The following is a 25070-nucleotide window of genomic DNA, read 5'->3' as shown; positions in this document are numbered from 1 at the left end:
AAAACCTCCATCAATACCGCCAAAGAGGCCCAACTCTTTACTGTTGACGGTATATTTCTGGATGTTTTAATCTTACTCTCTTTCTAAGACCAGTTGATCATAAAAACCTGTCTCATTTTCATGCTTTAGCTCAATCCTAGTTTCCTCGATCTCAAGAATTTGATAATCATTTGCCAATGGCAAGTAATTACTGCCTGTTTCAAAAGAAATAATCATTTCTAGTTTACCGGTAAAGGCGTTTCTATACACAAACCAATTTCCAGTACTGAAAACGTCTCCGTTTAGGTCTCTTACTTCCAAGGTACCATCATTCTCCATATATAACTTTACATCTGCATAAAGAGCTGTTGACACATCGTTATTTTCTGCGAAGTAAGCTACCTCCCAAGCTGCATTATCAAAAATATTCTTAATGAAAGTGATATCTTCTTCCACATCGTCATCCACCAAACATTTTTTAACGATGACCAATTCATAAAAAGTTTCTTCGACGTTGAACTTAATTATTCGGTCTTTTAAATCTGTTAACAACCATTCAAAACTCACGGCACCTTCATCACCCATAGTAATGGCAACCACAAAACGGCCTTCTGCATTTGTAGTAATTTCCCAAGTACCCTCAGTAACAGTTGCATTGTTGGTCAACGTAATTACACCTTCCGCTTGAAATTCAAATTCACCACCTAGTAACCTATTGATATGATCTCCGTTATTTTTAACTCTTTTAATAACCCAAGAACAATCTCTTAAAGTCTCTCTAAGATCTTCAACCGTTATTTCCAGCAAGTCTTCTTCACAGAATTGTTTCATTATAATTCTGTTACCGGCATCATTATATAACTTAATTTGATCATCACCTAAGTCATATACCGTCCACTCTAAATTAAAATCAGTATTAGACTCAAAATCAATGGTTAATTTAGCGCCATCATCGCCCACCGTACTGCTCCAAGTACCTTCTACCGTTGTAGCTCCTCTAAAACCGGTTACTACGGTACCATCTTCTTTAAAGTTTAATATATAATTTACATATTGAGGCGTCTGATCCACATCGTTTCGTATAAAATCTGTTACGAACCAAACACATTCAACAAGTTCTTCTTTAAACTCATCTTCATTAAAGTCATCGTCATTGTAATCATCATCGTCGTCTTCATCACAATCGTCTTTTGCATTTTCAATAGCAATTGCCAATTCTTGATTGCTTTCAACAACAATGGTTGTTTCATCATGTAACTTAAGTGTCACAGGAAAATCAAAACTTACCAAACTATCGTCATCCAAATCTTTAAAGAACAAACGTAACTCACGATCACTAGACACTTCTACGGTATTTGTTTGTTCTAAGTTGACATTAAAGGTGAACATGGTCATTGGATACACAAAATCTATACATTCTATATCATCATCGTCGCCACCTTCTTTACAGTCGGTCGCTAAATCACGTAGATCTTCTAAACCATTAATGGTAATCTCGGTAAAATCACCTGATGTTACCGTAATAGGAAAAATAATGTCCAATAGATTTTCATCATCGTCTATACTATCGAATATATCTTCTATTTGCTCTATATCTTCCTCAGAATCAATAGTCAATGGAATTCCGTTTACCTCAACAGCGTACGGGAAATTGATTTCAAAGCAACTAGTACCATCTACTATATTATCACCAGAACCATCATTAGAACTGGTACGTTGTATTAAATCTGCAGTGGAAGAACTTGCAGTTATTGCCTGTGGCTCTTCACCTGTATTGATTTCTTCAAATTCATCTTGACATGCAGTAAAACTAAGTGCAATAGTTAGTAGGCTAACATACATTGCATAATTAAAAATCTTTTTCATAATGACTTGGTATTGTTTGTTATTATGTTTCTAAAACAACCGACTTAAAAAATACCCTACCTTCTTTTTTGTTTTTTTTCGGATATCTTTGATAAAAAGTTATGAATTGAACACTGAAAAACATTTGAACGTTTGCGAAGAGTTGGTGTATAAGAGCGTTTTTAATGAAACGTCTAAAACCATCTTCAATTATATTTATTACAAATTTGGCAATGAAGAAAAAGCTCATGATGCCGTTCAAGAGGCATTTGTGAAACTTTGGGAAAATTGTGCTAAAGTTGCCCCAGAAAAAGCAAAATCTTACCTATACACGGTAGCCAATAACTTATACTTAAATGTTATTAAAGCTGAAAAAGTACGATTAAAGTACGCAGACCAAACCTTAAAGACTACTAATGAATCTCCGGAGTTCATCATGGAGGAGAATCAATTTAAGGAAAAATTGGACAACGCGTTGAACAGCTTACCAGACAATCAACGCACTACTTTTTTATTAAATAGAATAGACGGTAAAAAATATGCGGAAATTGCCGAAATGGAAAAAGTGAGCGTAAAGGCAATCGAAAAAAGAATGCACTTGGCTCTAAAAAGTTTAAGGGAGCAGATAGATGGGATATAGGTTATAAGTTAGGAGTTAGGAGTTAGGAGTTAGGAGTTAGGAGTTAGGAGTTAGGATAAAAATAGTATTAAGTAAGGAGTACAAAGTATTAAGTGAAAATTTAAAATATTAGATAAAGTACTTAGTACTTGATACGTAACATAAAAGTAGGGTTTTCAAAAACTTAGTTGTTATACTAAAACAAAGCTAAAAATATGCAAGACAATTACTTAGCAAAATGGCTTAATGATGAACTGACCGATGCCGAGTTGGCAGAGTTCGAGAAATCTGAAGCATACGAAACATATAGAAAAATAAAAGAGTCCGCATCAAAATTAGAATCACCTGAATTTGATAAAGAAAAAGCATGGAATACTATTGAACAACGTAAAACTACAGAAACACCTAAAGTTTTTGTTTTAACTCCGTTCAAGACATTTCTACGTGTTGCAGCGGTCATTGCGGTATTATTGGCCGGGTCTTTCTTTTACCTTAGTACTTTGAACGAGTCTTTTACGACAACATATGCAGAAAACAAATTCATAACCCTACCAGATAATTCTGAGGTTATTTTGAATGCAGCCTCTGAACTATCTTTTAACGAAAAAAAATGGGACTCTAACAGAAACGTAGACCTTGATGGCGAAGCGTATTTTAAAGTTGCCAAGGGAGAAAAATTTACTGTTCATACCTCCCAAGGCCTGGTTACCGTTTTAGGCACCCAGTTCAATGTAGAAAATAGAAAAGATTATTTTGAAGTAACCTGTTTTGAGGGTTTGGTTAGCGTTACCATTAATGGCAATGAAACAAAATTACCTGCAGGCAATTCAATTTTGACTATTGCCGGCAATAGTAGAAAATCTAAAGCTACCGTAAATGGCGAACCTACATGGTTGTCAAAGGAAAGTTCTTTTCAAAGTATACCGTTACATTATGTTTTAGATGAACTTCAAAGACAATATGATATTGAGATTAGCACAGAACATATTGATACCACTCAACTTTTTACGGGTACTTTTAGCAACAAAAATCTAGAACTTGCCCTGCAAAGTATAAGTGTTCCTTTACAAATTAAGTTTAACTTAGATGGGAACAAAGTGCTGTTCTATGCAGAAGAAGCACCTTAAAACTCTTTCTTATTTATTTTTTGTGCTGATATTCGGCTTAAATAGCTATGCACAGAATTCACCAAAAAAATTGGTGCAATTGCGCAATGTGCTTACTGAATTAGAAAAGATCTATGATGTAAAATTCTCTTTTGCCGACAGTGATGTTGATACCGTACAAATACCGCCACCTGATTCTAATTCACTTGAAGCCATCATAAAACAAATTAACAATACAACAGGGATCACCATTAATAAACTTAATGATCGCTATTATACCTTAACCAAAGCCACCACTGTTTCTATATGCGGTTTTGTTTTCGATAATTTCGAAGAGAATACCATACCCGGTGCCACTATTGAAATTTATGGGACCAACTTATCTGGTATCACAAAAGAAAATGGCTCGTTCAGTTTTGACAATGTTCCTATTAATGCAATAATTCAGATCAAACATTTAGGTTACAAACCTACCTTCTTAAAAGCAAAAGAATTCATTAACGCTGCAGAATGCAACATTGTTGCCTTGCCCCTGAGTTACCAAGAATTAGATGAAGTCATTGTAACACAATTTTTGACTACAGGTTTACAGAAGCTTGACAACTCCAGTATTGAAATTAATCCATCAAAATTTGGCATTCTACCAGGTGTTAGTGAACCAGATATTTTACAAACGGTACAGGCTTTACCAGGTATTAAAAGTGTTGATGAAACTGTTTCAGATATTAATATAAGAGGAGGTACCAATGACCAGAACCTTATTCTGTGGGACGGGATAAAAATGTATCAAACGGGACATTTCTTTGGCTTAATATCTGCATTCAACCCTTATGTTACAGAAAACGTAACGATCATAAAAAATGGAACCTCAGCCATATTTAGTGATGGCGTAAGTGGTACCTTGAGCATAACATCTATGGGCAAATTACCTTTAAATTTCAATGGCGGAGCTGGTGTAAATTTAATCTCGGGTGATGTTTTTGGTGAAATTCCAATTAGTAAAAAATCAGCATTACAAGTTTCTGCCCGTAGATCATATACCGATTTCCTTAACACTCCAACCTACACTACCTTCTCAGAAAAAGCCTTTCAAGATTCAGAAGTAAATCAAGAGAGTGAATTTTATTTTTATGATTTCACCACCAAATTCATCTATGAAATAAACCCATACCACAAGGTGAGCACCAGTATGATTACCATGAGTAATAATCTAAACTATTTTGAATCGGTTGAAAACAGCACTGCACCAAACCGCAGTAATCTAAATCAAGATAATTTTTCAATTGGTAGTGAATTACAAAGCGAATGGACAGGTAATCTTACATCACAATTAAGTGCCTATTACACTCAATATGATCTGGATGCCCTATCTATATCAAACAATGACGCACAACGACTAATCCAAAATAATCTAGTAAAAGAATCTAACATAAAACTTGTAACCAATTACCTATTAAGACAAAATCTTAAATGGACAAACGGTTATGAATTTACCGAAACAGGAATTGAAAACACTACAAATGTTAATCAGCCTCCATTTGAAAGTAACATAAAAGGGGTTATCCGTAAACATGGTATATTCACTGAAATAAACTATAATTCAAAAGATGAGAGACTCAACGGATTCATTGGTGGTCGTTTGAACTATATAGAAAACCTGGATACGTTTCAAGAATTCATTTTTGAACCTCGCATCAATATCAGTTATGAGCTACTACCAAATTTTAATACGGAAGTATTAGGGGAATACAAAAGTCAGGTTACCAATCAGATCATAGATTTAGAACAAAACTTTTTAGGTATTGAAAAAAGAAGGTGGATTTTATCTGATGGTGATGCGCTGCCCATTACAAGAAGTAAACAGGGGTCTATTGGTTTCAATTATGATATCAATAAATTATATGTGGGCATAGATGCTTTTTACAAGGAAGTAAATGGTATCAACGTATACACACAAGGTTTTCAAAATCAGAATCAGTTTAATGGTGAAATTGGATCTTATACAGTTAAAGGAGCTGAATTTCTGATCAACACCAAGAATAACGATTATAGTGCTTGGCTTAGTTACACCTTCAACAAAAACGACTACACGTTCAATGTTTTGGATCCTGCAACATTTCCGAACAATTTAGATGTAAGACACGCTATTACACTTGCAGGAAACTATACCGTTGGTAATTTAAAAATAGGAATGGGCATTAATTACAAATCGGGAAAACCTTTTACCCGACCAGACGAAAACGACCCAATAGATCAAACCGTTTTTCCTGCTGAAATAAATTACGAAGAACCAAATAGCAGTAGATTATCAGAATACTTTAGGGCAGATACATCAGCAAATTACACCCTAAAATTTGATGATAAAATGAATATAATCTTTGGAGTATCCGTATTAAATTTCACCAACAGACGTAATACATTAAACACCTATTACAGACTACTAGACGATAATACCATTGAAACTATTGAGCGTATCTCATTAGGTATAACCCCCAATGCCAGCGTACGAATCAATTTTTAAAATTACATACGCTCAGGAACCTCTACGCCTAATAATTTGAATGCATCTTGTATAACCTGGGCAACCTTTTTAGATAATTGAACTCGTAATACTTTCTTAGCTTCATCTACCTCTCCCAATATGGAAACCTGTTGATAGAAAGAATTAAATTCCTTTACCAGATCATAGGTAAAATTAGCAATCAATGCCGGACTAAAATTATCTGCAGCCAATTGAATGGTCTCTGGAAATAGTTGAAGCTGTTTGATCAATTCCTTTTCTTTTGAATGTAACTCAGAAACTTTGGCATCTTCAGAAATATTGATACCCATACTTTCTGCCTTTCTCAAAATAGATTGAATACGAGCATAGGTATACTGAATAAAAGGTCCTGTATTACCTTGAAAATCTACCGACTCTTCTGGGTCGAACAAGATTCTCTTTTTAGGATCTACTTTAAGAATATAGTACTTTAAAGCGCCCAAACCTATCATTTGGTAAAGCGTCTGCTTTTCTTCTTCGTTATAGTCCTCTAGCTTACCAAGTTCCTCAGAAATATTAGCAGCGGTCTGGGTCATATCTGCCATAAGATCATCGGCATCTACAACGGTGCCTTCCCTACTCTTCATTTTCCCACTAGGCAAATCTACCATACCATAACTTAGGTGGTGCAGTTTTTTTGACCAAGAAAAACCAAGTTTTTGCAGAATTAAAAACAAAACCTTGAAGTGATAATCTTGCTCATTACCAACAGTATACACCATACCATTAACATCTGGATGATCTTTAACACGTTGTATGGCGGTACCAATATCCTGGGTCATATAGACCGCAGTGCCATCTGAACGAAGAACAATTTTCTCATCCAATCCATCTTCGGTCAAATCGATCCAAACACTACCATCTTCTTTCTTAAAAAATATTCCTTTCTTTAATCCTTCCGCAACAACATCCTTACCTAAAAGGTAGGTATCACTTTCATAATATAGCGTATCAAAATCTACTCCTAAATTCTTATAGGTAACTTCAAAACCTTTATATACCCAACCGTTCATGGTTTTCCATAAGGTTACGGTTTCAGGATCACCAGCTTCCCATTTTAAAAGCATTTCTTGAGCTTCTAACAAGATAGGAGCTTCTTTTTCAGCAACCTTTTTATCAATTCCCTTAGCAACTAAATCCGCTATTTGTTCTTTATAAGCTTTATCAAAAGCTACATAGTAATTACCAACCAGCTTATCGCCTTTTAGTCCGGTTGATATGGGTGTCTCCCCATTTCCGAACTTTTGCCAAGCCACCATACTTTTACAGATATGAATACCACGGTCATTGATAATTTGAGTTTTATATACTTTTTTACCCGATGCCTTTAAAATTTCCGCAACGGAATATCCTAATAAGTTATTTCTAATATGACCCAAGTGTAATGGCTTATTAGTGTTTGGCGAAGAGTACTCTACCATAACGGCATCATCCGACTCTTGCACATAACCATAATTGGGTATGGTTGAGATCGAATTGAAAAAATTCAAGTAGAAAGAATCGTTTATAACAATATTCAAGAATCCTTTAATCACATTAAAGCCGGCAACCTCATCTATGTGTTCTTCTAAATATGCACCAATTTGCTCCCCAATTTGCACTGGGTTTCCTTTCACTACACGTAACATTGGAAAAACCACAATAGTAATATCTCCCTCAAAATCCTTACGGGTAGGTTGAAATTCCACATTTGGCAAATCCTTATCAAAAATAGATTTTACCGCTTCTTTTACTTTAACTGATAGTACCTCTTGAATATTCATCAAAACGTTTAATTAAGCCTGCAAAATTAATGATTTTTTATGCTTTAAGGGTAAACAGATGTGGCATTCATGCGGTATTTCGTTAACTTTAGTAAAACTGTACAAAAAATTGCATGCTGTTAAACGTATCCTACAATAATAAAGCCGTCACTAAAAAAATTGAGGAAGAAGTAGGCAAGCCTTTTACCTTAAAAGAAAGATGGGCCATGAACGGCATTGGGTCACCAAAACTGATCATTACGGAGACAAGCATTGAAATTAGAAATCTTCTCATATTAGACAGCAATAGGGATGTTTGTAATATAGAGATGAGGCCAAATGGAATTATTATAGGGTTTAGATCACTTTTAGAAACATATGCATTGATCATACCCTACTATAAACTATCTATATACAAAGGGCAAGCTTCGGTTTACTCCATTTACCGCGATCAATATTTTATAAAAGTGGCCTCTGATACCAAGGCGGTACAGAAATTCTTTAAAAAAATCATGGACTACAAAGCGGATAACGCGCCTACATCAATTGAAGATTTGTAATATGTCATCAAATTTACCCAAACTAAAAATAAAACTAACCAAATACCAACAAAGGCTAATTACTTTAGGATGGCTAATTATAGCTATAAACTTTATTATCGTGGGCATATCCTATACCAATTTACCTGATATAATTCCCGCTCATTTTAATTATAAAGGAGAGGTGGACGGATTTGGTACCAAAAGTACTATTTGGACATTTCCAATCTTAAATTCAATAATTTATTTTATTCTTTATCTGGTAATTAAAAATATAAATCTATGGAACATGAACTACCCTATAAAAGTAACGGATGAAAATGCTCCAGAAATTTATAAAACATCATTAAAAATGTTGGTCTATATTAACGTATTGATAGCAATTATAGCTACCCCAATAATCATAGAGATCATTTTACAAGCACATGACATTAACTTAGGTTTTAAATTCTCAAGTTTATCCATAGTTACGGTAATCAGTATAACTATAATACCATTTTTTTACATATTTAAAATGTATAAAACTCCTAAGAAATGAAAATACTGCTCACAGGTGCCAATGGTTATATAGGCATGCGCTTACTACCGCAGCTCTTAGAAATGGGACATGAAATTGTTTGTGCGGTTCGTGATGAAAGCAGACTATCTGTAGACAAAGAAATTAGAAGTAATATTCAAATCATAGAGATTGATTTTTTAGAAGAACCTAAAGAAAATATTGTACCAAAGGATATAGACGCCGCGTACTTCCTTATACACTCCATGAGCTCATCTACCCAAGATTTTGATGACATGGAAGCAAAAACCGCCATTAACTTCAATAAGTACGTAAACAACACAAATATTAAGCAAGTTATTTATTTAAGCGGTATTGTCAATGATGAAAAACTCTCAAAACATTTACAATCACGCAAAAATGTGGAGGACATTCTGTATCAAGGAAAATATAATTTAACGGTTTTAAGGGCAGGTATCATTGTAGGATCAGGAAGTTCTTCTTTCGAAATTATACGTGACCTATGTGAAAAACTGCCCGTTATGATTACGCCAAAATGGGTGTTGACAAAAACGCAACCCATTGCCATAAGAGATGTTATAGCCTTTTTAACCGGAGTACTAGGACATGAAAAAACCTATAACGACTCATTTGATATAGCGGGTCCAAATGTACTTAGCTATAAAGATATGTTGCATAAATATGCCGAAGTGCGAGGATTCAAAAACTGGATTTGGACAGTACCTGTGATGACTCCAAAATTGTCATCATATTGGCTCTATTTTGTAACCTCAACTTCATATAAATTAGCGTTGAACCTAGTGGATAGCATGAAAATTGAAGTCATAGCAAAAGACACTAGATTGCAAGAAATACTTGGTATTGAACCACATACCTACAAAGAGGCCATTGACCTTGCCTTTAAAAAGATAGAACAAAATTTAGTGATCAGCAGTTGGAAAGACAGTATGATCAGTGGTCGTTTTTTAGAAAACCTTGAAAAACATATTCAAGTTCCAAAATATGGCGTACTCAAAGATTACAAACAGATTAAGGTAAAAAATCCAGAAGAAGTCTTGGAACGTATTTGGAGAATTGGTGGCGAAACCGGTTGGTATTACGGAAATTGGCTATGGAAAATCAGGGGTTTTTTAGATAAGATTTGGGGCGGCGTAGGATTACGAAGAGGAAGAACACACCCAGACAAAATATTCGCTGGAGACGCATTGGATTTCTGGAGAGTTCTATTGGCCGATAAAAACGCAAAAAGACTTCTATTGTTTGCAGAAATGAAGCTGCCCGGAGAGGCTTGGCTAGAGTTTAAGATTGACGAGAACAACATATTGCACCAAACCGCAACCTTTAGACCTAGAGGATTACGAGGCAGGTTATACTGGTACAGCATTGTGCCCTTTCATTATTTTATTTTTGGCGGCATGATCAGTAATATTGCTAAAACGGACCACAACTAAATTCCACATGCTAAAGCGTTATTTTTTTATTTTTTAAGGTAATATTCATTTCAATTTTACGACTAGTATTGTACACCTATTTAAGCTGTATTGATCAATGCTTTTAATATTTTGAAGATGAAATATTTACGTTTTTTCCCTTTTTATGTATTGTCCATTCTACCTTTTTGGATGTTATATATGATATCTGACATTACTTACTTTTTAACGTATTATATACTTGGCTACAGAAAAAAAGTAGTGTGTAAAAACTTGCATCTTGCTTTTCCCCACAAATCAGAGAAAGAAATAAACAGCATTGCAAAAAAATTCTACCAGCATTTTTGTGATATGTTCTTTGAGTCAATAAAATTATTAACGATAAAACCAAGTGAGATTGAAAACAGATTTAAGATCAATAACTTATCCCAATTGACCGATCATCTTAAAAATAATGAAAATATAATGCTGTACACTGCACACCAAGGCAATTGGGAATGGCTTACTACGGTTCCTTTATTTCTAGAAGTAAACTGCAATACTTTATACAAACCCTTATCAAACACATATTTCAACGACTTATTCATTTTAATGCGAGAACGATTTAATGTGCATTGTATTCCAAGCAATAAAGGGTACAGACACTTATTACACTTAAAAAACAATAACGTAGTCTCTATGAATTGTGTAATTGGAGATCAAAGTCCTTTAGGAAAATCCGGTAAATCCCAAACCCAATTTTTTAATCAGCATACTTCTTTTTTTACTGGAGCCGCAAAAATTGCCAAAAAGACAGATTCCATAATATTCCTCCCTTATTTGAAGAAAATAAAGCGTGGCACGTATGAACTATTCTTTGAAACAATTGTTAATTCCGCATCTAATTTAGACGAACAAAATATTATAGATACCTATGCCCATAAATTAGAAGAGGTCATACAAAAGTATCCAGAACTATATTTGTGGACCCACAAAAGGTGGAAAAGAGATGGTATTACCTATTAGCTCAGGTTATTTTTAGAAATTTTAAGGGGCAATTCGGTCAGCCTTTCTCCGGTCAATCTTCTAACCGCATTTGCTATAGCTGCACCAATTGGTCCTAATGGAGGTTCGCCCACTGCCCCCGGTGTATCTTTTCCTTGCAACAAAACTACATCTATTTCTTTTGGAGCATTTTTCATTAAAGCCATTTGATAAGGACCATAGATCGTAGGTGTTAATTCGCCATTTTCCACTTCCATTTTCTCGTACAAAACAGCACTCATACCCATAATTACACAACCTTCACACTGAGCACGAATCTGATCAGGATTAACCGCCAACCCAGGGTCCATGGCCACGGTGACTTTACGCACAATTATTTCATTGCCAACCACTGAAACCTCAGCAACCTGTGCACAAGGCGTATTTGCATCTATAGAAGCTGCAAAACCCATAGCCCTACCACCAATAATATCTTCTGTATAATTCGCTTTTTCAGCTGCCGCCCGAATAACGTTTTTTAAACGAACATCAATGGCATCATCCCCAATTAGTGCCAACCTAAAATCTACTGCATTTTTCTTTGCCTTAATAGCCATTTCATCCATAAAACTCTCCATGGCAAAGGTATTCGCCAACAACCCAAGACTGCGCCACCAACTGGTCGCAAATGGTAAGGTAACATGCCAATGAACCGCCTTAAAATTTGGAACAGCCGTATATTGTATAAAACCACCACGTATAGCACCTACATCGGCACCTAAAAAATTAGTTAGTGCATTAGGAATTAAAGCAGAATCAGTTGCAACATCACCACTTACGAAATCATGTTCAAGAGCTTCTAAAAAACCTTCCGCATTCAGCTTACCCTTAATCACATGGTGCGTGGGAGGGCGAAACATATCATGCTGAAACTCTTCTTTTCTACTAAAAAAATATTTTACAGGTTTACCTACAGCTTTTGACATTAAAGCAGCTTGCACCGCATGTGGAGTATGTAATCTTCTACCAAAACCACCTCCTAAATAAGTAGGTATGATATTGACGTTTTCAACATCTATATTTAAACGTTTGGCAACCTCTTTTCTGGTAATACTTACCACTTGGGTTGAAATTTTAACGGTAGCCTTATCTCCTTCTACATAGGCAACAACTCCGTTTGGTTCAATTTGTGCGTGAGCACCGATCGGACTTCTAAACTCCAAAGTTTCAAAATCATCATCTTCGACAAGTGATTGACCTTTCTTTTGTATGACCATGGAATTACCATTACCAACGGTCATCATTCCTATAATATCTGCCGTGCTTAAATCCTCATAACTTTCCCAAACAACCTTAATAGCCTCTTTCGCATGTTCAGCTTCAATGATAGAATTTGCAATTACACCTACAAAATCATTTTCAACAATAATCTTAACGACACCGGGCATACCCTCTGCCTCTTTAATGTCCGCACTTACAAATGTTGCTCCTATTTTAGTTGGTCTTACCACCGCTCCATAGAGCATTCCCTGCATTTCTGCATCCATTCCAAAAATAGGATCTCCGTATACCTTAGCATCCAAATCCACTCTAGAAATAGGCTTACCAATATATTTGTAATCCTTAGCATCCTTTAAAACGGGAACATCTGGAATCTCCCAATCTACAACCCCCTCCGCAACTTGGGCGTAGGTCATTTTATCACCTGCACCAGAAATGATTCCTTTATCTATGGTAAGTTCTTCTACATTTATATTCATTTTGCGAGCAGCTTCATTTGAAAGCATTACCCGCAACATTGCAGCCAACTCTCTAAGCGGTTGCCACAATCCAGATATCGATGTACTTCCGCCAGTAGCAAAGCTATCTACATTACCTGTCGCCGAAGCAGCGTGAACCACATGTATTTGCTCAATACCAACCATAAGTTCTTCCGCTGCCATTTGAGCAATACCCGTAAAAGTTCCTTGGCCCATTTCCATTTTAGGAGAGTGTAATACTATTGTATTATCTGAATTTACCTCAAACCAAACCATAGGCTGGTCTGTATTGTCGGTATAAGGTGCTTCCAATGAATTTACCACACCTAAAATTTGTCGCCGTATCGGGTTTCTAAAGATGTAGGTACCAATGGCAACCACTCCAATAGCACCTAGACCGCCCTTGATTAAAAATTTACGTCTAGATACTTTTTTTGAACCATTTTTTTTATCAGCCATTTACTTCTCCTCTTTAACTGATTCAATATCCATGTTTGCTTGCAACTTAGCTGCCTTATGTATTGCTTTTCGCATTCTATAATACGTACCGCAACGGCATACGTTAATAATATTATTATCGATATCTTCATCTGACGGATTGGGAACCTTATTTAAAAGTGCCGCCGTTGCCATCATAAAACCGGGTTGACAATAGCCACATTGAGGAACAATTTCTTCAATCCAAGCTTGCTGTACGGGGTGTGGACGATCTCTATTTCCTAACCCCTCTATGGTAGTTACATTTTTACCATTTGCAAATTTCACCGGATACGAACAAGAACGCACTGCCTCTCCATCTACATGTAATGTACATGCGCCGCAAGCCGCTTTTCCACAGCCAAATTTTGTTCCTTTTAAATTTAACGTATCTCTTATGACCCAAAGCAATGGCGTATTATCATCTGCAATATCAATTGATCTTACAGCTCCGTTAACCGTTAAGGAAATTTTCATATAGATATATTATTTTACAGGAATAACCGCCCCGTTAGCAAACCAATTTTCTACCGCATTTTTAAAATCTTCTTTTGAAACCGGTGGCAAAGTACGTGGATCACCATCCGCATCTACCCCGGGTTCCCAAGCCCAAAGTACCAACTCATCTTCTGTCATATGCTTAACAAGCGCTGCGTGACTTCTATTGCCATTGGTGGTTTTATCTAACAAACGCTCAGCTAGTTCAGTTCTAGTGAGTCCTTCCCAAGCCATTGATGCCGGAGCCAACCCCCAATGTGGTGCACCTGGCACACCTGAATTCACATTATTTTCTGACTGATGACAAGTATTGCAATTGGTAGCCTCAAAACCATGATCGTCTTCACCTCTTGCCATATCAAAATAATGTGGATGACTATCGTCTCCTTGTTTGGGAATATGATCATTTGGGTGACAGTTTACACAACGTTGATGGGTAAGTACATTCATCATTGTATTGAAGTCATCATCATTTTGATTAGAAAGAGCCTTTTCTTCTATAATTTCATAATCAGTAATTATAGGTGAGCTTGCCCATACAAGAATAAATCCTGCAAAAGAGAATACCAATAAAATATAAATTGCTTTTAACCTCATAAAGACTTTGAATTCTAAATAGCTTCAATCTCTATGAAGATAGCGAATACAGTTTAAAAATGTTACCCCATTAAGTTTAATTATTTTAATAGGGTAACAAGTATCATAATTCTTTTGGTAGAAAAACTTCAGCCATCATGCAACGGGCACTACCACCACCACAGGTTTCAATAGTATGTAAAGAACTATGTAAAATTGAACAATGGTTTTCTATTTTAGTAATCTGCTCTTTGGTCAAACTATGAAATGCAGCTGAGCTCATCACCATATATCTTTTATCTTCGCTACCCAAAACCTGCAACATATTACCAGCAAAATGATGCATTTGCTGCTCGGTAATCGTAATAATCTCTTTACCATCTTTTTTAAGATGATCTAACACATTCTTTTTTTCCTTCTTATCATCAATAGAATCTGCACAGATAATTACAAAATTTTCTGCCAGTGCCATCATTACGTTAGTATGGTAAATTGGTAATCTTTTACCGTCTACAGACTGGTTTGCGGTAAATATTACCGGAAAAAAATCGAAATCTTCACAGAACTCAATAAACAATTCTTCATCTGCACGTTCAGACAATGCGCAATATGCTTTTTTATTTACGCGATCTATAAGAATGCTACCTGTGCCTTCAAGAAACAATTCTTCCTCTTCGGCAGAAGTATAATCAACAACATCATTGATCTTAAAACCGTTAGATTCTAGAATATCAAAAATATCATCGCGCCTTTCATTTCTTCTGTTCTCTGCGAACATTGGGTAGACACCAACGGTACCATTTGCGTGAAATGATATCCAATTATTTGGAAAAATACTGTCTGGGGTATCAGGCTCTTTAGTATCTTGAACAACGATTACGTTTACTCCTTTATTTCTTAATTCTACCACAAAAGCATCAAACTCCTCTTGGGCCTTCTTGTTAATTTCTTGATTCTTCAAGTCAATATCCTCCATAAAGTAGTTATTGACAGCCGTTTGCTCATTCATTCTAAATGACACAGGGCGAATCATTAGTATAGTGTTAGTAATTTGCATAGGGGTACATTTATTTAAATTATACTCTAATTAAGGGTAAAGTACTACAGCGTAATAAACCCTCTTGTTTTGATATTTCGCCATACGGAATCTCTTCTACCGTAAAGCCTTGTTCTCTTAACCAATTATTCAAACGGGTGAAGTTGCGTTCAGATACTACAACATCTGGTGAAATAGAAAATACATTGCTATACATATGGTACATTTCTAAGGCATCTATTTCAAAAACATTTTCTTTTCCAAAAAAATCAACCAACCATTGGTACTCTTCCTCAACCAAAAATCCGTTTTTATGAATAATAGCTTTCCCTTTACCCAAAGGCTGAAAACAACAATCTAAATGTAAAGCGTTGTCTTTAGCTACTGTATTGGACTTGCGAAGCTCAAACGACTTTATAGTTTTATGCGGAAACTGTTTAGCTAAATATTCTACCGCGGCCTTATTTGTTCTTGCAGTAATATATGATGGATAATCATCCGCTGTATAGGTACCAACAAAAATATAATCGTTCCATGGCATTACGTCACCACCTTCAACATGCACGTCCTCAGGCGGTGTAAGAATGTTGTCATCCTCTATTTTATCAAGTACGTGTAAAATAGCCTCAACCTCTTGTTCACGATCAGGTAAGATGTTGGCTTTTATCAACTTATTTTCTATTACAAAAGCGATATCTCTAGTAAAAATCTGATTACAATCTTCTAGAACCTCTGGTCTAAAAACCTTTACACCATATTTTTCAAAGACTTCTCTAAAAGCTTCCATTTCTTTAATCATGTCAGCTTCTAACGGATAAGTCCCAGCCTTTATATGCTCCTTGGATTTTGGATCATAAGCTTCCTCTAAAGTGGGTGTAGGTCCTGAGCTTTTAGCAATACCTAATACCACTGCCTTTAAAGGTGAAATCTCATCATTGATATTTAATTGTAACATATGTGTTTATTTAAATAAAAATTAAAATTTGGCACAAAAAAAAGCTCCTTTAAAATTAAAAGAGCTTTTGTTTTTTTATTAACGGTAGCAATCTACCTTTTGTCAAGTTCGACAAAAGATCTTAAATTTTCACCAGTATATACTTGTCTTGGTCTACCAATTGGCTCACCATTCAATCTCATTTCTCTCCATTGTGCAATCCACCCTGGCAATCTACCTAATGCGAACATAACTGTAAACATTTCTGTTGGTATACCCAAAGCTCTATAAATAATACCTGAGTAGAAATCTACATTAGGGTATAATTTTCTATCCACAAAGTACTGATCTTCCAAAGCCTCTTTTTCTAAGCCTTTGGCTATATCAAGAATAGGGTCATTAATACCTAAATCTGCCAATACCTCGTCAGCTGCAACTTTAATGATTTTTGCACGAGGGTCAAAGTTCTTATATACTCTATGTCCAAAGCCCATTAATCTGAACGGATCAGATTTATCTTTAGCCTTGGCCATATATTTTTTGGTGTCACCACCATCCGCTTCAATTGCTTCAAGCATTTCTAAAACAGCTTGGTTCGCACCACCGTGTAGTGGTCCCCAGAGAGCTGAAATACCAGCAGATAATGATGCAAATAATCCAGCATGTGAAGAACCTACGATACGAACAGTACTTGTAGAACAATTTTGCTCATGATCCGCATGTAATATCAACAACTTATCTAAGGCTTCAATGACAACTTTATTCTTTTTATAATCTTGGTTAGGACGCTTGAACATCATTTTATGAATGTTCTCAACATACCCTAAACTATCATCTCCATAATCTAATGGAAGACCTTTCTTTTTACGTAAAGTCCAAGCTACAAGAACTGGGAATTTTGCAAGTATACGTACAATTGCGTGGTACATATCCTCATCTGAACTTACATCAACAGTAGAAGGATTAAATGCAATTAGTGCACTTGTTAAAGATGATAGAACACCCATTGGATGTGCGGACTTTGGAAAACCATCCAATATCTTCTTCATCTCTTCATCTACGTGAGATTCATCTTTAATATCCTTGTGGAACTTTGCCAGTTCCTCCTTGTTAGGTAAGTCTCCAAATATTAAAGCATAGGCAACTTCTAAGAAATCAGCTTTCTCGGCTAATTCTTCAATTGAATACCCTCTATAACGTAAAATACCTTTTTCGCCATCTAAAAAAGTAATAGCACTTTCACATGATCCTGTATTTTTAAAACCCGGATCTATGGTTATCATTCCTTTGGTTGCTGAACGCAATGATTTGATATCTATTGCAAGTTCATCTTCGGTTCCCTTAATTACCGGAAACTCATATTTTTCACCATTATATTCTAAAATAGCTTTGTCTGACATTTTTAATTTTTACGTTTTAAATACTCCTCGTAAAGTTAACAAAACAGGATTGGTCTACCAATTTCATAAATCTGTTTTGGGTAAAATTAACAATAAGTACTATGAATAGCTTTCATTACAACAGATATAGTTTATCATAATACTCATTTAAGGATTTCTCCCAAGTAAATCTCACCTTTTTAGCATTGGATTTAATTTTTTTCCAAGTGTCTTTATCATGCTCCCAAATAGTCAATGCTTCATCAAAGCTCTTCACCATATTACTAATCTGTTCATCATAGGTATTTCCGCTAAAAGCAAAACCAGTTTTTAAATGTTCTACCGTATCTTTTAGACCGCCTGTATGATGAACTAGGCAAGGATTTCCATTTCTCATTGCTAACATTTGACTTATACCACAGGGCTCAAACAAACTTGGCATAAAATAAAGATCGGTTTCCAAGTACATAGAATCTATTAAATCTTCTGATTGACCGTTCGTAAAAACAAAATTCTTATGATGATAACTCATATGACGAAAGAATTCCTCATAATCAGGATCACCAGTCCCCAAAAGCATAAAAATACCATCCACTTCACTTAGCCTAACCAGCATCTTTTCAAACGCCTCTGGTGAGCGTTTTAAAAAATAAAATTTCTGCTCTGTAAGCCTTGCCACACTAGACACAATAAATTTAGGTCTATTTCCTACATACTGCATTATTTTTTCACCAGTATGGGCTAAAAAATCAGCTTTGTATTTCTTGGAGTTTTCTTGCAACCATCTAAAAAGTGCTTTTACCGTATTCCTATACAAAAGACCTTTTTCCGCAACTCTAATATTACCGTAATTACTCGCATTCAAAATTCCAAATAAACGACCTTCATTATCTGCCTTCAACAAATCATTTTCCAAACTTTCACCGCCAATAAACTCTGGTCTTCTACTAGGTAATAGAACATCTTCTTTATAAGATGGCGATACTGTATGAACGGCATCTGCCAAGCGTATGCCCACAGCCATTAAATTTATACAGTCTTGATATCTTAAATCCTTTAAGGCATTATGATCCAATTGTATTTCTGGAAACCAATTGTTAACCGAAGCATAATTATTATAAAAGGGACGAATACCCTGTATAGCCAAATTATGAATAGTGTAGACGTATCTCATCTTTTTTAGATCATTATAACTTGGATGATAGGTCTTTATAAACAAAAGTGCCGCTGAATGCCAATCATGCATATGCACAATATCCAGATCACCAAAAGCTCCAATTTTAATAGCCTCTGCAGTAGCAGTGCAAAAAATAATGAATTTTACAAAATCATTAAAAAATGGCTCGGTAGGATCATCATGATAAATATGAGCAATTCCACCTTCTAAGATTTCTGGATGATGAATTACATAATGGGTAATATTTTTATCTACCCTTTTTGGAATTACCTCATATAATTCTGCCGTATACGGAACACCACGTAAGCTAAATTCTAGTTTCGTTTTAAAAATTCCGTTTTTATGTAATCTAGAATAAGCTGGTACGACAACGTGAACTTTATCTTCTCGTTTCGAAATTTCCCTAGGCACATCTCTAACAACATCACCCATTCCACCAGCTTTACAATCTGGAATAGCATCGTTTTCTGCTGAAACAAAAAGAAAATTATTCATACGCCAATAAAATGGTATTAAATGTGGTTTATTCTCAAAAGGTAGTTAAAGTTTTGAAGTACGCCAAAAAAAAAAGCCTTTCTAATAAGAAAGGCTTAATTATAATTTTAGCACAGAAATTAACCTAATTTAAAGGCTTTTTCTTGAGGGTAGTAAGCTGTACTCCCCAATTCTTCTTCTATTCTAAGTAGTTGGTTATATTTAGCCATACGATCAGACCTTGATGCTGATCCTGTTTTAATTTGACCTGTATTCAATGCAACCGCTAAATCAGCGATAGTATTATCTTCAGTCTCTCCAGAACGGTGAGACATTACTGAAGTATAACCTGCATTTTTAGCCATATTAACCGCCGCTATTGTTTCTGTCAATGTACCAATCTGGTTTACTTTGATCAAGATGGAATTTGCGATTCCTTTTTCAATACCTGTAGACAAACGCTCAACATTGGTTACAAACAAATCATCACCAACTAATTGAACTTTATCTCCAATTTTGTCAGTTAAAGATTTCCAACCATCCCAATCGTTTTCATCCATACCGTCCTCAATAGAGATAATAGGATACTTTGCACTTAGATCAGCTAAATACTGAGCCTGTTCTTCAGAAGTTCTAACGACACCAGATTCACCTTCAAATTTAGTGTAGTCATATTTTCCATCTACAAAGAATTCCGCTGCAGCACAATCCAATGCGATCATTACATCATCACCTAAGGTATAACCTGCGTTTTTAACCGCTTTTGCAATAGTATCCAAAGCATCTTCAGTACCACCTGCTAGGTTTGGCGCAAAACCACCTTCATCACCTACTGCAGTACTAAGTCCACGGTCATGTAACACCTTTTTAAGATTATGGAATATCTCCGTACCCATCTGCATCGCGTGTGAAAAGCTTTTTGCTTTAACAGGCATAACCATAAATTCCTGAAATGCGATTGGTGCATCTGAGTGAGACCCACCATTAATAATATTCATCATTGGAACCGGTAATGTATTAGCGCTAACACCACCAATATATCTAAAGAGTGAAAGACCTAATTCATTTGCAGCAGCTTTAGCTGCAGCAAGAGAAACACCCAAAATAGCATTAGCTCCTAATTTAGATTTATTTGGAGTACCATCTAAATCTATCATTGTTTGATCTAATAAATTTTGATCAAACACGTTCATACCTAAAATTTCTTCAGCAATAACACTATTTACGTTATCAACAGCTTTCATTACACCTTTACCCATGAAAGTCTCCCCTCCATCACGCAACTCAACAGCTTCATGCTCACCTGTAGACGCACCAGAAGGAACCGCTGCTCTACCCATTACACCATTTTCTGTAACTACATCAACTTCTACAGTTGGGTTTCCTCTAGAATCCAAAATCTGTCTTGCATGAACATTTAAAATTATACTCATTTTTAATCTTTTTATTTGTTGTTTGTTAAAAAGTAAAGATACAAAACAGGGAAATCATTGGGTTTGTTTAGACCCAAGATTTCCCAATTAAATAATGTTTATTTAAACTATTTCGTTATGTTTTGAACTTTTCTCTATCAATTTGAAAAAATCATCAAATAGATAATCGGCATCGTGAGGACCAGGACTAGCTTCTGGGTGATATTGCACAGAAAAAACATCTTTATTCTTCATTTTTATACCAGCTACTGTTTTATCATTTAGATGCGTATGTGTAATCTCTAAATTAGAATTTGCTTCCGTCTCTTCCCTATTAATTGCAAAACCATGGTTTTGAGAGGTTATTTCTCCTTTACCTGTAACCAAGTTCAATATTGGATGATTAATTCCTCTATGGCCGTTGTGCATTTTGTATGTAGAAACACCGTTTGCCAATGCCAAAACTTGATGACCTAAACAAATCCCAAAAAGAGGCTTGTCCGTTTCAATCATCTTTTTTACAGCTGCTATAGCATCTACTAATGGTTCTGGATCTCCAGGTCCATTAGATATAAAGAAAGCATCAGGATTCCACGAAGACATTTCCTCGAAACTACTGTTGTATGGAAAAACTTTTATATATGCCCCTCTTTTAACCAGATTTCTTAAAATATTCTTCTTTATCCCAATATCTAAAGCTGCAATTTTAAAAGTTGCATTTTCATCACCAACAAAATATGCTTCTTTTGTAGATACTTTTGATGCAAGTTCAAGACCCTCCATACTTGGGACCTCACTTAAACGTTTCTTAAGATCTTCAATATTATCCACATCTGTAGATATAACCGCATTCATAGCTCCGTTATCACGTATATAACTTACCAATGCACGAGTATCGACATCTGAAATTGCAAAAAGATCATTCTGTTCTAGAAATCCTTGAAGGCTATCATCTGCTAAAGGCCTAGAATATTCATAACTGAAATTTCTACAAACTAATCCAGAGATTTTTATTGATTCAGATTCAATTTCGTCTTTATTAACACCATAGTTACCAATATGAGCATTAGTAGTTACCATTATTTGCCCAAAATATGAAGGATCTGTGAAAATTTCTTGATATCCGGTCATGCCCGTATTAAAACATACCTCACCAAAAGCAGTACCCTCTTTATCACCAACAGATTTACCGTAAAAAATAGTTCCGTCTGCAAGTAGTATTAATGCTTTTCTTTTTGCTTGATATTTCATCTTGTACTTATAATTTATTCGTTAACAAAAAAACATAAAAAAAAGGATAAGCTAGATAGCTTATCCTTTTTCATTATTAATATTTATTGACAATGTTATTCCTTTGAATCATCTGTCTTAGCTTCTGTATCGGTTTGTGCTTCAGCTTCAGGCTTAGTCTCTTCAACTACCTTAGCTTCCTTTTCAGCTGCAGGAGCTTCAGTAGCAGCAGAGCCAGATCTTCTACTTCTTCTAGTAGATTTTTTCTTAGGCTTACCAGCATTGTATAATTCGTTGAAATCAACCAATTCTATCATTGCCATATCAGCATTATCACCTAAACGATTACCCAGTTTAATGATTCTTGTATAACCACCTGGTCTGTCGGCTACCTTCTCAGAAACCACACTGAATAATTCAGTAACAGCATTCTTATCACGTAAGTTTTTGAAAACTATACGTCTGTTATGGGTACCCTTTTCAGCACTTACATTGTTCTCAGCTTTTGATTTAGTAATCAAAGGCTCAACAAACTGTTTTAAAGCTTTCGCTTTCGCTACAGTAGTATTGATTCTTTTGTGTTCAATCAATGAACAAGCCATGTTTGCCAACATAGCTTTTCTATGCGCTGTTTTTCTACCTAAGTGATTAACTTTTTTACCGTGTCTCATATTTTTGTTTTATCATCTTGCTACCAAACTCGATAGAACGAGGAGCAAAATATGATTATTTAATCTTTGTCTAATTTATATTTTGATAAATCCATACCAAAACTTAACCCCTTGTTGATCACAAGTTCTTCAAGTTCTGTTAAAGATTTTTTACCGAAGTTTCTGAACTTCATTAAATCATTTTTATTGAAAGAAACTAAATCTCCTAAAGTATCAACTTCAGCTGCTTTTAAACAGTTTAGAGCACGAACAGAAAGATCCATGTCTACTAATTTAGTTTTCAACAATTGTCTCATGTGTAAAGACTCTTCATCATACGTCTCCGTTTGAGCAATTTCATCCGCTTCTAAAGTGATACGCTCATCAGAGAATAACATGAAGTGATGAATAAGAACTTTTGCGGCTTCTGTTAAAGCATCCTTAGGATGAATAGAACCATCCGAAGAAATTTCAAAAACTAATTTTTCGTAATCGGTTTTTTGCTCTACACGAAAGTTTTCAATACTATATTTTACATTTTTAATAGGTGTAAAAATAGAATCAACAGCAATAGTACCTAATGGAGCACCAGACTTTCTATTTTCTTCCGCAGGAACATATCCTCTACCCTTTTCAATAGTAATCTCCATATTGATGCTAACTTTTGCATCCATATTACAGATAACCAAATCTGGATTTAATACTTGATAGCCAGAAATAAATTTTTGAAAATCACCGGCAGTCAATTGATTCTTTCCACTTACAGAAATTGAAACAACTTCAGCTTCAGAATCTTCTATTTGCTTCTTGAAACGAACTTGTTTCAAGTTTAATATAATCTCTGTTACATCTTCAACAACGCCAGGAATCATAGAGAACTCATGCTCTACTTTATCTATCCTAACCGAAGTAATTGCATGACCTTCTAACGAAGACAGCAATACTCGTCTTAATGCATTCCCAACAGTTAATCCATAACCAGGTTCCAAAGGGCGAAATTCAAACTTCCCTTCGAAATCAGAGGAATCGATCATTATTACTTTATCGGGTTTCTGAAAATTAAATAATGCCATAATTGGATCGTTGTTGTTTATTTAGAGTATAACTCCACGATTAATTGTTCTTTGATATTTTCTGGAATTTGCATTCTTTCAGGAATAGAAACGTAAGTCCCTTCCTTTTTTTCGCTATTCCAAGAAATCCACTCATATACTGCACTACTAGCAGCTAATGAATCTTGAATACTTTGTAATGATTTAGATTTCTCTCTAACACCAACAACATCTCCCGCTTTTAATGAATAAGATGGTATGTTTACCAACTCACCATTAACCGTAATGTGTCTATGAGATACTAATTGTCTTGCACCGCTTCTAGTTGGAGATATACCCATTCTATAAACTACGTTATCTAAACGTGACTCACATAATTGAAGTAAAATCTCACCAGCAACACCTTCTTTTCTCTTAGCAGTCTGGAATAAGTTTCTAAATTGTTTCTCTAAAATACCGTAAGTATATTTAGCTTTTTGTTTCTCCATCAATTGAACAGAGTACTCAGATTTTTTACCTCTTCTTCTGTTACTACCGTGTTGTCCTGGAGGGTAATTTTTCTTTTCGAAAGATTTGTCGTCTCCGAAAATTGCTTCGCCGAATTTACGAGCGATCTTTGATTTTGGTCCTGTATATCTTGCCATTTTCTATAAATTTGAAAGTGAGATTATGAATTAAGGCTTATCCTTCGATAATCGTAATTACACTTTCGGTGAAATTATTTGTAATTAATTAAACTCTTCTTCTTTTTGGAGGTCTACAACCATTGTGAGGCATTGGAGTAACATCAATGATTTCAGTTACTTCGATACCTGCATTATGTAAAGATCTAATAGCAGATTCTCTACCATTACCTGGACCTTTTACATAAACCTTCACTTTTCTCAAACCTGCTTCATGAGCAACTTTTGAACAATCCTCAGCAGCTACTTGAGCAGCATAAGGAGTATTTTTCTTAGACCCTCTAAAACCTAACTTACCAGCAGATGACCAAGAAATAACATCTCCTTTTTTATTTGTCAAAGAGATAATGATATTATTGAAAGAAGCGCTAATGTGTGCTTCACCAACAGAATCAACTACAACTTTACGTTTCTTGGTAACTTTAGTACTTGCCTTTGCCATACCTAATT

General features: G+C 35.3%; 22 protein-coding genes. 7 read left to right on the top strand and 15 right to left on the bottom strand.

What is annotated here, in order from left to right; all coding sequences use genetic code 11:
- Window positions 1-72: 72 nt before the first annotated feature.
- On the bottom strand, window positions 73-1845 hold the full coding sequence (locus B2Z27_RS06410) for a hypothetical protein (RefSeq protein ID WP_286812984.1): 1773 nt from the start codon (window positions 1843-1845) through the stop codon (window positions 73-75).
- Window positions 1846-1951: 106 nt separating this feature from the next.
- On the opposite strand from B2Z27_RS06410, the gene B2Z27_RS06405 reads away from it, so the two are divergent.
- The 3 genes from B2Z27_RS06405 to B2Z27_RS06395 all read left to right on the top strand — a co-directional run bounded on the left by B2Z27_RS06405 (window position 1952) and on the right by B2Z27_RS06395 (window position 6070).
- Window positions 1952-2464 (top strand): RNA polymerase sigma factor, encoded by a 513-nt coding sequence (locus B2Z27_RS06405; protein ID WP_058104315.1) that lies wholly within the window; start codon window positions 1952-1954, stop codon window positions 2462-2464.
- A gap of 194 nt (window positions 2465-2658) precedes the next feature.
- Entirely contained in the window at window positions 2659-3570 is a 912-nt protein-coding gene (locus B2Z27_RS06400; protein ID WP_286812983.1) for a FecR family protein, read from the top strand.
- Complete coding sequence (locus tag B2Z27_RS06395) at window positions 3551-6070, top strand: TonB-dependent receptor (RefSeq protein WP_286812982.1); 2520 nt, start codon at window positions 3551-3553, stop codon at window positions 6068-6070. The genes B2Z27_RS06400 and B2Z27_RS06395 overlap by 20 nt, the downstream gene beginning before the upstream one ends.
- 2 nt (window positions 6071-6072) lie before the next feature.
- Here the strand turns inward: B2Z27_RS06395 and argS are convergent, their stop codons facing one another.
- Window positions 6073-7854 carry an arginine--tRNA ligase gene (gene argS, locus B2Z27_RS06390; protein ID WP_286812980.1) on the bottom strand — a complete coding sequence of 594 codons (1782 nt, stop codon included), beginning with the start codon at window positions 7852-7854 and terminating at the stop codon, window positions 6073-6075.
- A gap of 113 nt (window positions 7855-7967) precedes the next feature.
- On the opposite strand from argS, the gene B2Z27_RS06385 reads away from it, so the two are divergent.
- From B2Z27_RS06385 to B2Z27_RS06370, 4 genes are all read left to right on the top strand, one after another.
- The gene (locus tag B2Z27_RS06385) at window positions 7968-8393 is read left to right on the top strand and encodes a hypothetical protein (protein ID WP_091606583.1); all 426 of its coding nucleotides are present in this window, start codon (window positions 7968-7970) and stop codon (window positions 8391-8393) included.
- Between the two features lies 1 nt (window position 8394).
- Entirely contained in the window at window positions 8395-8910 is a 516-nt protein-coding gene (locus tag B2Z27_RS06380) for a DUF1648 domain-containing protein (RefSeq protein WP_286812978.1), read from the top strand.
- Entirely contained in the window at window positions 8907-10340 is a 1434-nt protein-coding gene (locus tag B2Z27_RS06375; RefSeq protein ID WP_286812977.1) for an SDR family oxidoreductase, read from the top strand. The genes B2Z27_RS06380 and B2Z27_RS06375 overlap by 4 nt, the downstream gene beginning before the upstream one ends.
- 117 nt (window positions 10341-10457) lie before the next feature.
- A complete protein-coding gene (locus B2Z27_RS06370) occupies window positions 10458-11324 on the top strand; it encodes a lysophospholipid acyltransferase family protein (RefSeq protein WP_286812976.1) in 867 nt (288 codons plus the stop codon).
- Here the strand turns inward: B2Z27_RS06370 and B2Z27_RS06365 are convergent.
- The 13 genes from B2Z27_RS06365 to rpsK all read right to left on the bottom strand — a co-directional run bounded on the left by B2Z27_RS06365 (window position 11321) and on the right by rpsK (window position 25062).
- Window positions 11321-13501 carry a xanthine dehydrogenase family protein molybdopterin-binding subunit gene (locus B2Z27_RS06365; RefSeq protein WP_286812975.1) on the bottom strand — a complete coding sequence of 727 codons (2181 nt, stop codon included), beginning with the start codon at window positions 13499-13501 and terminating at the stop codon, window positions 11321-11323. The genes B2Z27_RS06370 and B2Z27_RS06365 overlap by 4 nt on opposite strands.
- Complete coding sequence (locus tag B2Z27_RS06360; protein WP_058103804.1) at window positions 13502-13996, bottom strand: (2Fe-2S)-binding protein; 495 nt, start codon at window positions 13994-13996, stop codon at window positions 13502-13504.
- Between the two features lie 9 nt (window positions 13997-14005).
- Window positions 14006-14614: a hypothetical protein gene (locus B2Z27_RS06355; RefSeq protein ID WP_286812973.1), complete on the bottom strand. Its 609-nt coding sequence runs from the start codon at window positions 14612-14614 to the stop codon at window positions 14006-14008.
- Window positions 14615-14717: 103 nt separating this feature from the next.
- The gene (ctlX, locus tag B2Z27_RS06350) at window positions 14718-15650 is read right to left on the bottom strand and encodes a citrulline utilization hydrolase CtlX (RefSeq protein WP_286812972.1); all 933 of its coding nucleotides are present in this window, start codon (window positions 15648-15650) and stop codon (window positions 14718-14720) included.
- A 19-nt stretch (window positions 15651-15669) separates the two neighbouring features.
- Complete coding sequence (locus B2Z27_RS06345) at window positions 15670-16584, bottom strand: dimethylarginine dimethylaminohydrolase family protein (RefSeq protein WP_074672204.1); 915 nt, start codon at window positions 16582-16584, stop codon at window positions 15670-15672.
- 92 nt (window positions 16585-16676) lie between these two features.
- Entirely contained in the window at window positions 16677-17963 is a 1287-nt protein-coding gene (locus B2Z27_RS06340; protein WP_058103808.1) for a citrate synthase, read from the bottom strand.
- 115 nt (window positions 17964-18078) lie between these two features.
- Window positions 18079-19614, bottom strand: a complete 1536-nt coding sequence (locus tag B2Z27_RS06335) for a glycogen synthase (protein ID WP_058103809.1) — start codon at window positions 19612-19614, stop codon at window positions 18079-18081.
- A 119-nt stretch (window positions 19615-19733) separates the two neighbouring features.
- Entirely contained in the window at window positions 19734-21026 is a 1293-nt protein-coding gene (eno, locus tag B2Z27_RS06330; RefSeq protein ID WP_074672198.1) for a phosphopyruvate hydratase, read from the bottom strand.
- 102 nt (window positions 21027-21128) lie between these two features.
- Window positions 21129-22256: a glutamine-hydrolyzing carbamoyl-phosphate synthase small subunit gene (gene carA, locus B2Z27_RS06325; RefSeq protein WP_286812969.1), complete on the bottom strand. Its 1128-nt coding sequence runs from the start codon at window positions 22254-22256 to the stop codon at window positions 21129-21131.
- A gap of 95 nt (window positions 22257-22351) precedes the next feature.
- Window positions 22352-22906 (bottom strand): 50S ribosomal protein L17, encoded by a 555-nt coding sequence (gene rplQ, locus B2Z27_RS06320; RefSeq protein ID WP_058103812.1) that lies wholly within the window; start codon window positions 22904-22906, stop codon window positions 22352-22354.
- 59 nt (window positions 22907-22965) lie between these two features.
- Window positions 22966-23958 (bottom strand): DNA-directed RNA polymerase subunit alpha, encoded by a 993-nt coding sequence (locus B2Z27_RS06315; RefSeq protein ID WP_058103813.1) that lies wholly within the window; start codon window positions 23956-23958, stop codon window positions 22966-22968.
- 17 nt (window positions 23959-23975) lie between these two features.
- On the bottom strand, window positions 23976-24581 hold the full coding sequence (gene rpsD, locus B2Z27_RS06310) for a 30S ribosomal protein S4 (RefSeq protein WP_286812968.1): 606 nt from the start codon (window positions 24579-24581) through the stop codon (window positions 23976-23978).
- A gap of 88 nt (window positions 24582-24669) precedes the next feature.
- Window positions 24670-25062 (bottom strand): 30S ribosomal protein S11, encoded by a 393-nt coding sequence (rpsK, locus tag B2Z27_RS06305; protein WP_286812967.1) that lies wholly within the window; start codon window positions 25060-25062, stop codon window positions 24670-24672.
- Window positions 25063-25070 lie beyond the last annotated feature (8 nt).

This window comes from Maribacter sp. UBA3344 (assembly GCF_002362375.1).
Lineage (GTDB): Bacteria > Bacteroidota > Bacteroidia > Flavobacteriales > Flavobacteriaceae > Maribacter > Maribacter dokdonensis.
The sequence above is the reverse complement of the archived record's forward strand: the minus strand, read 5'-3'. Positions and strand labels throughout refer to the sequence as shown.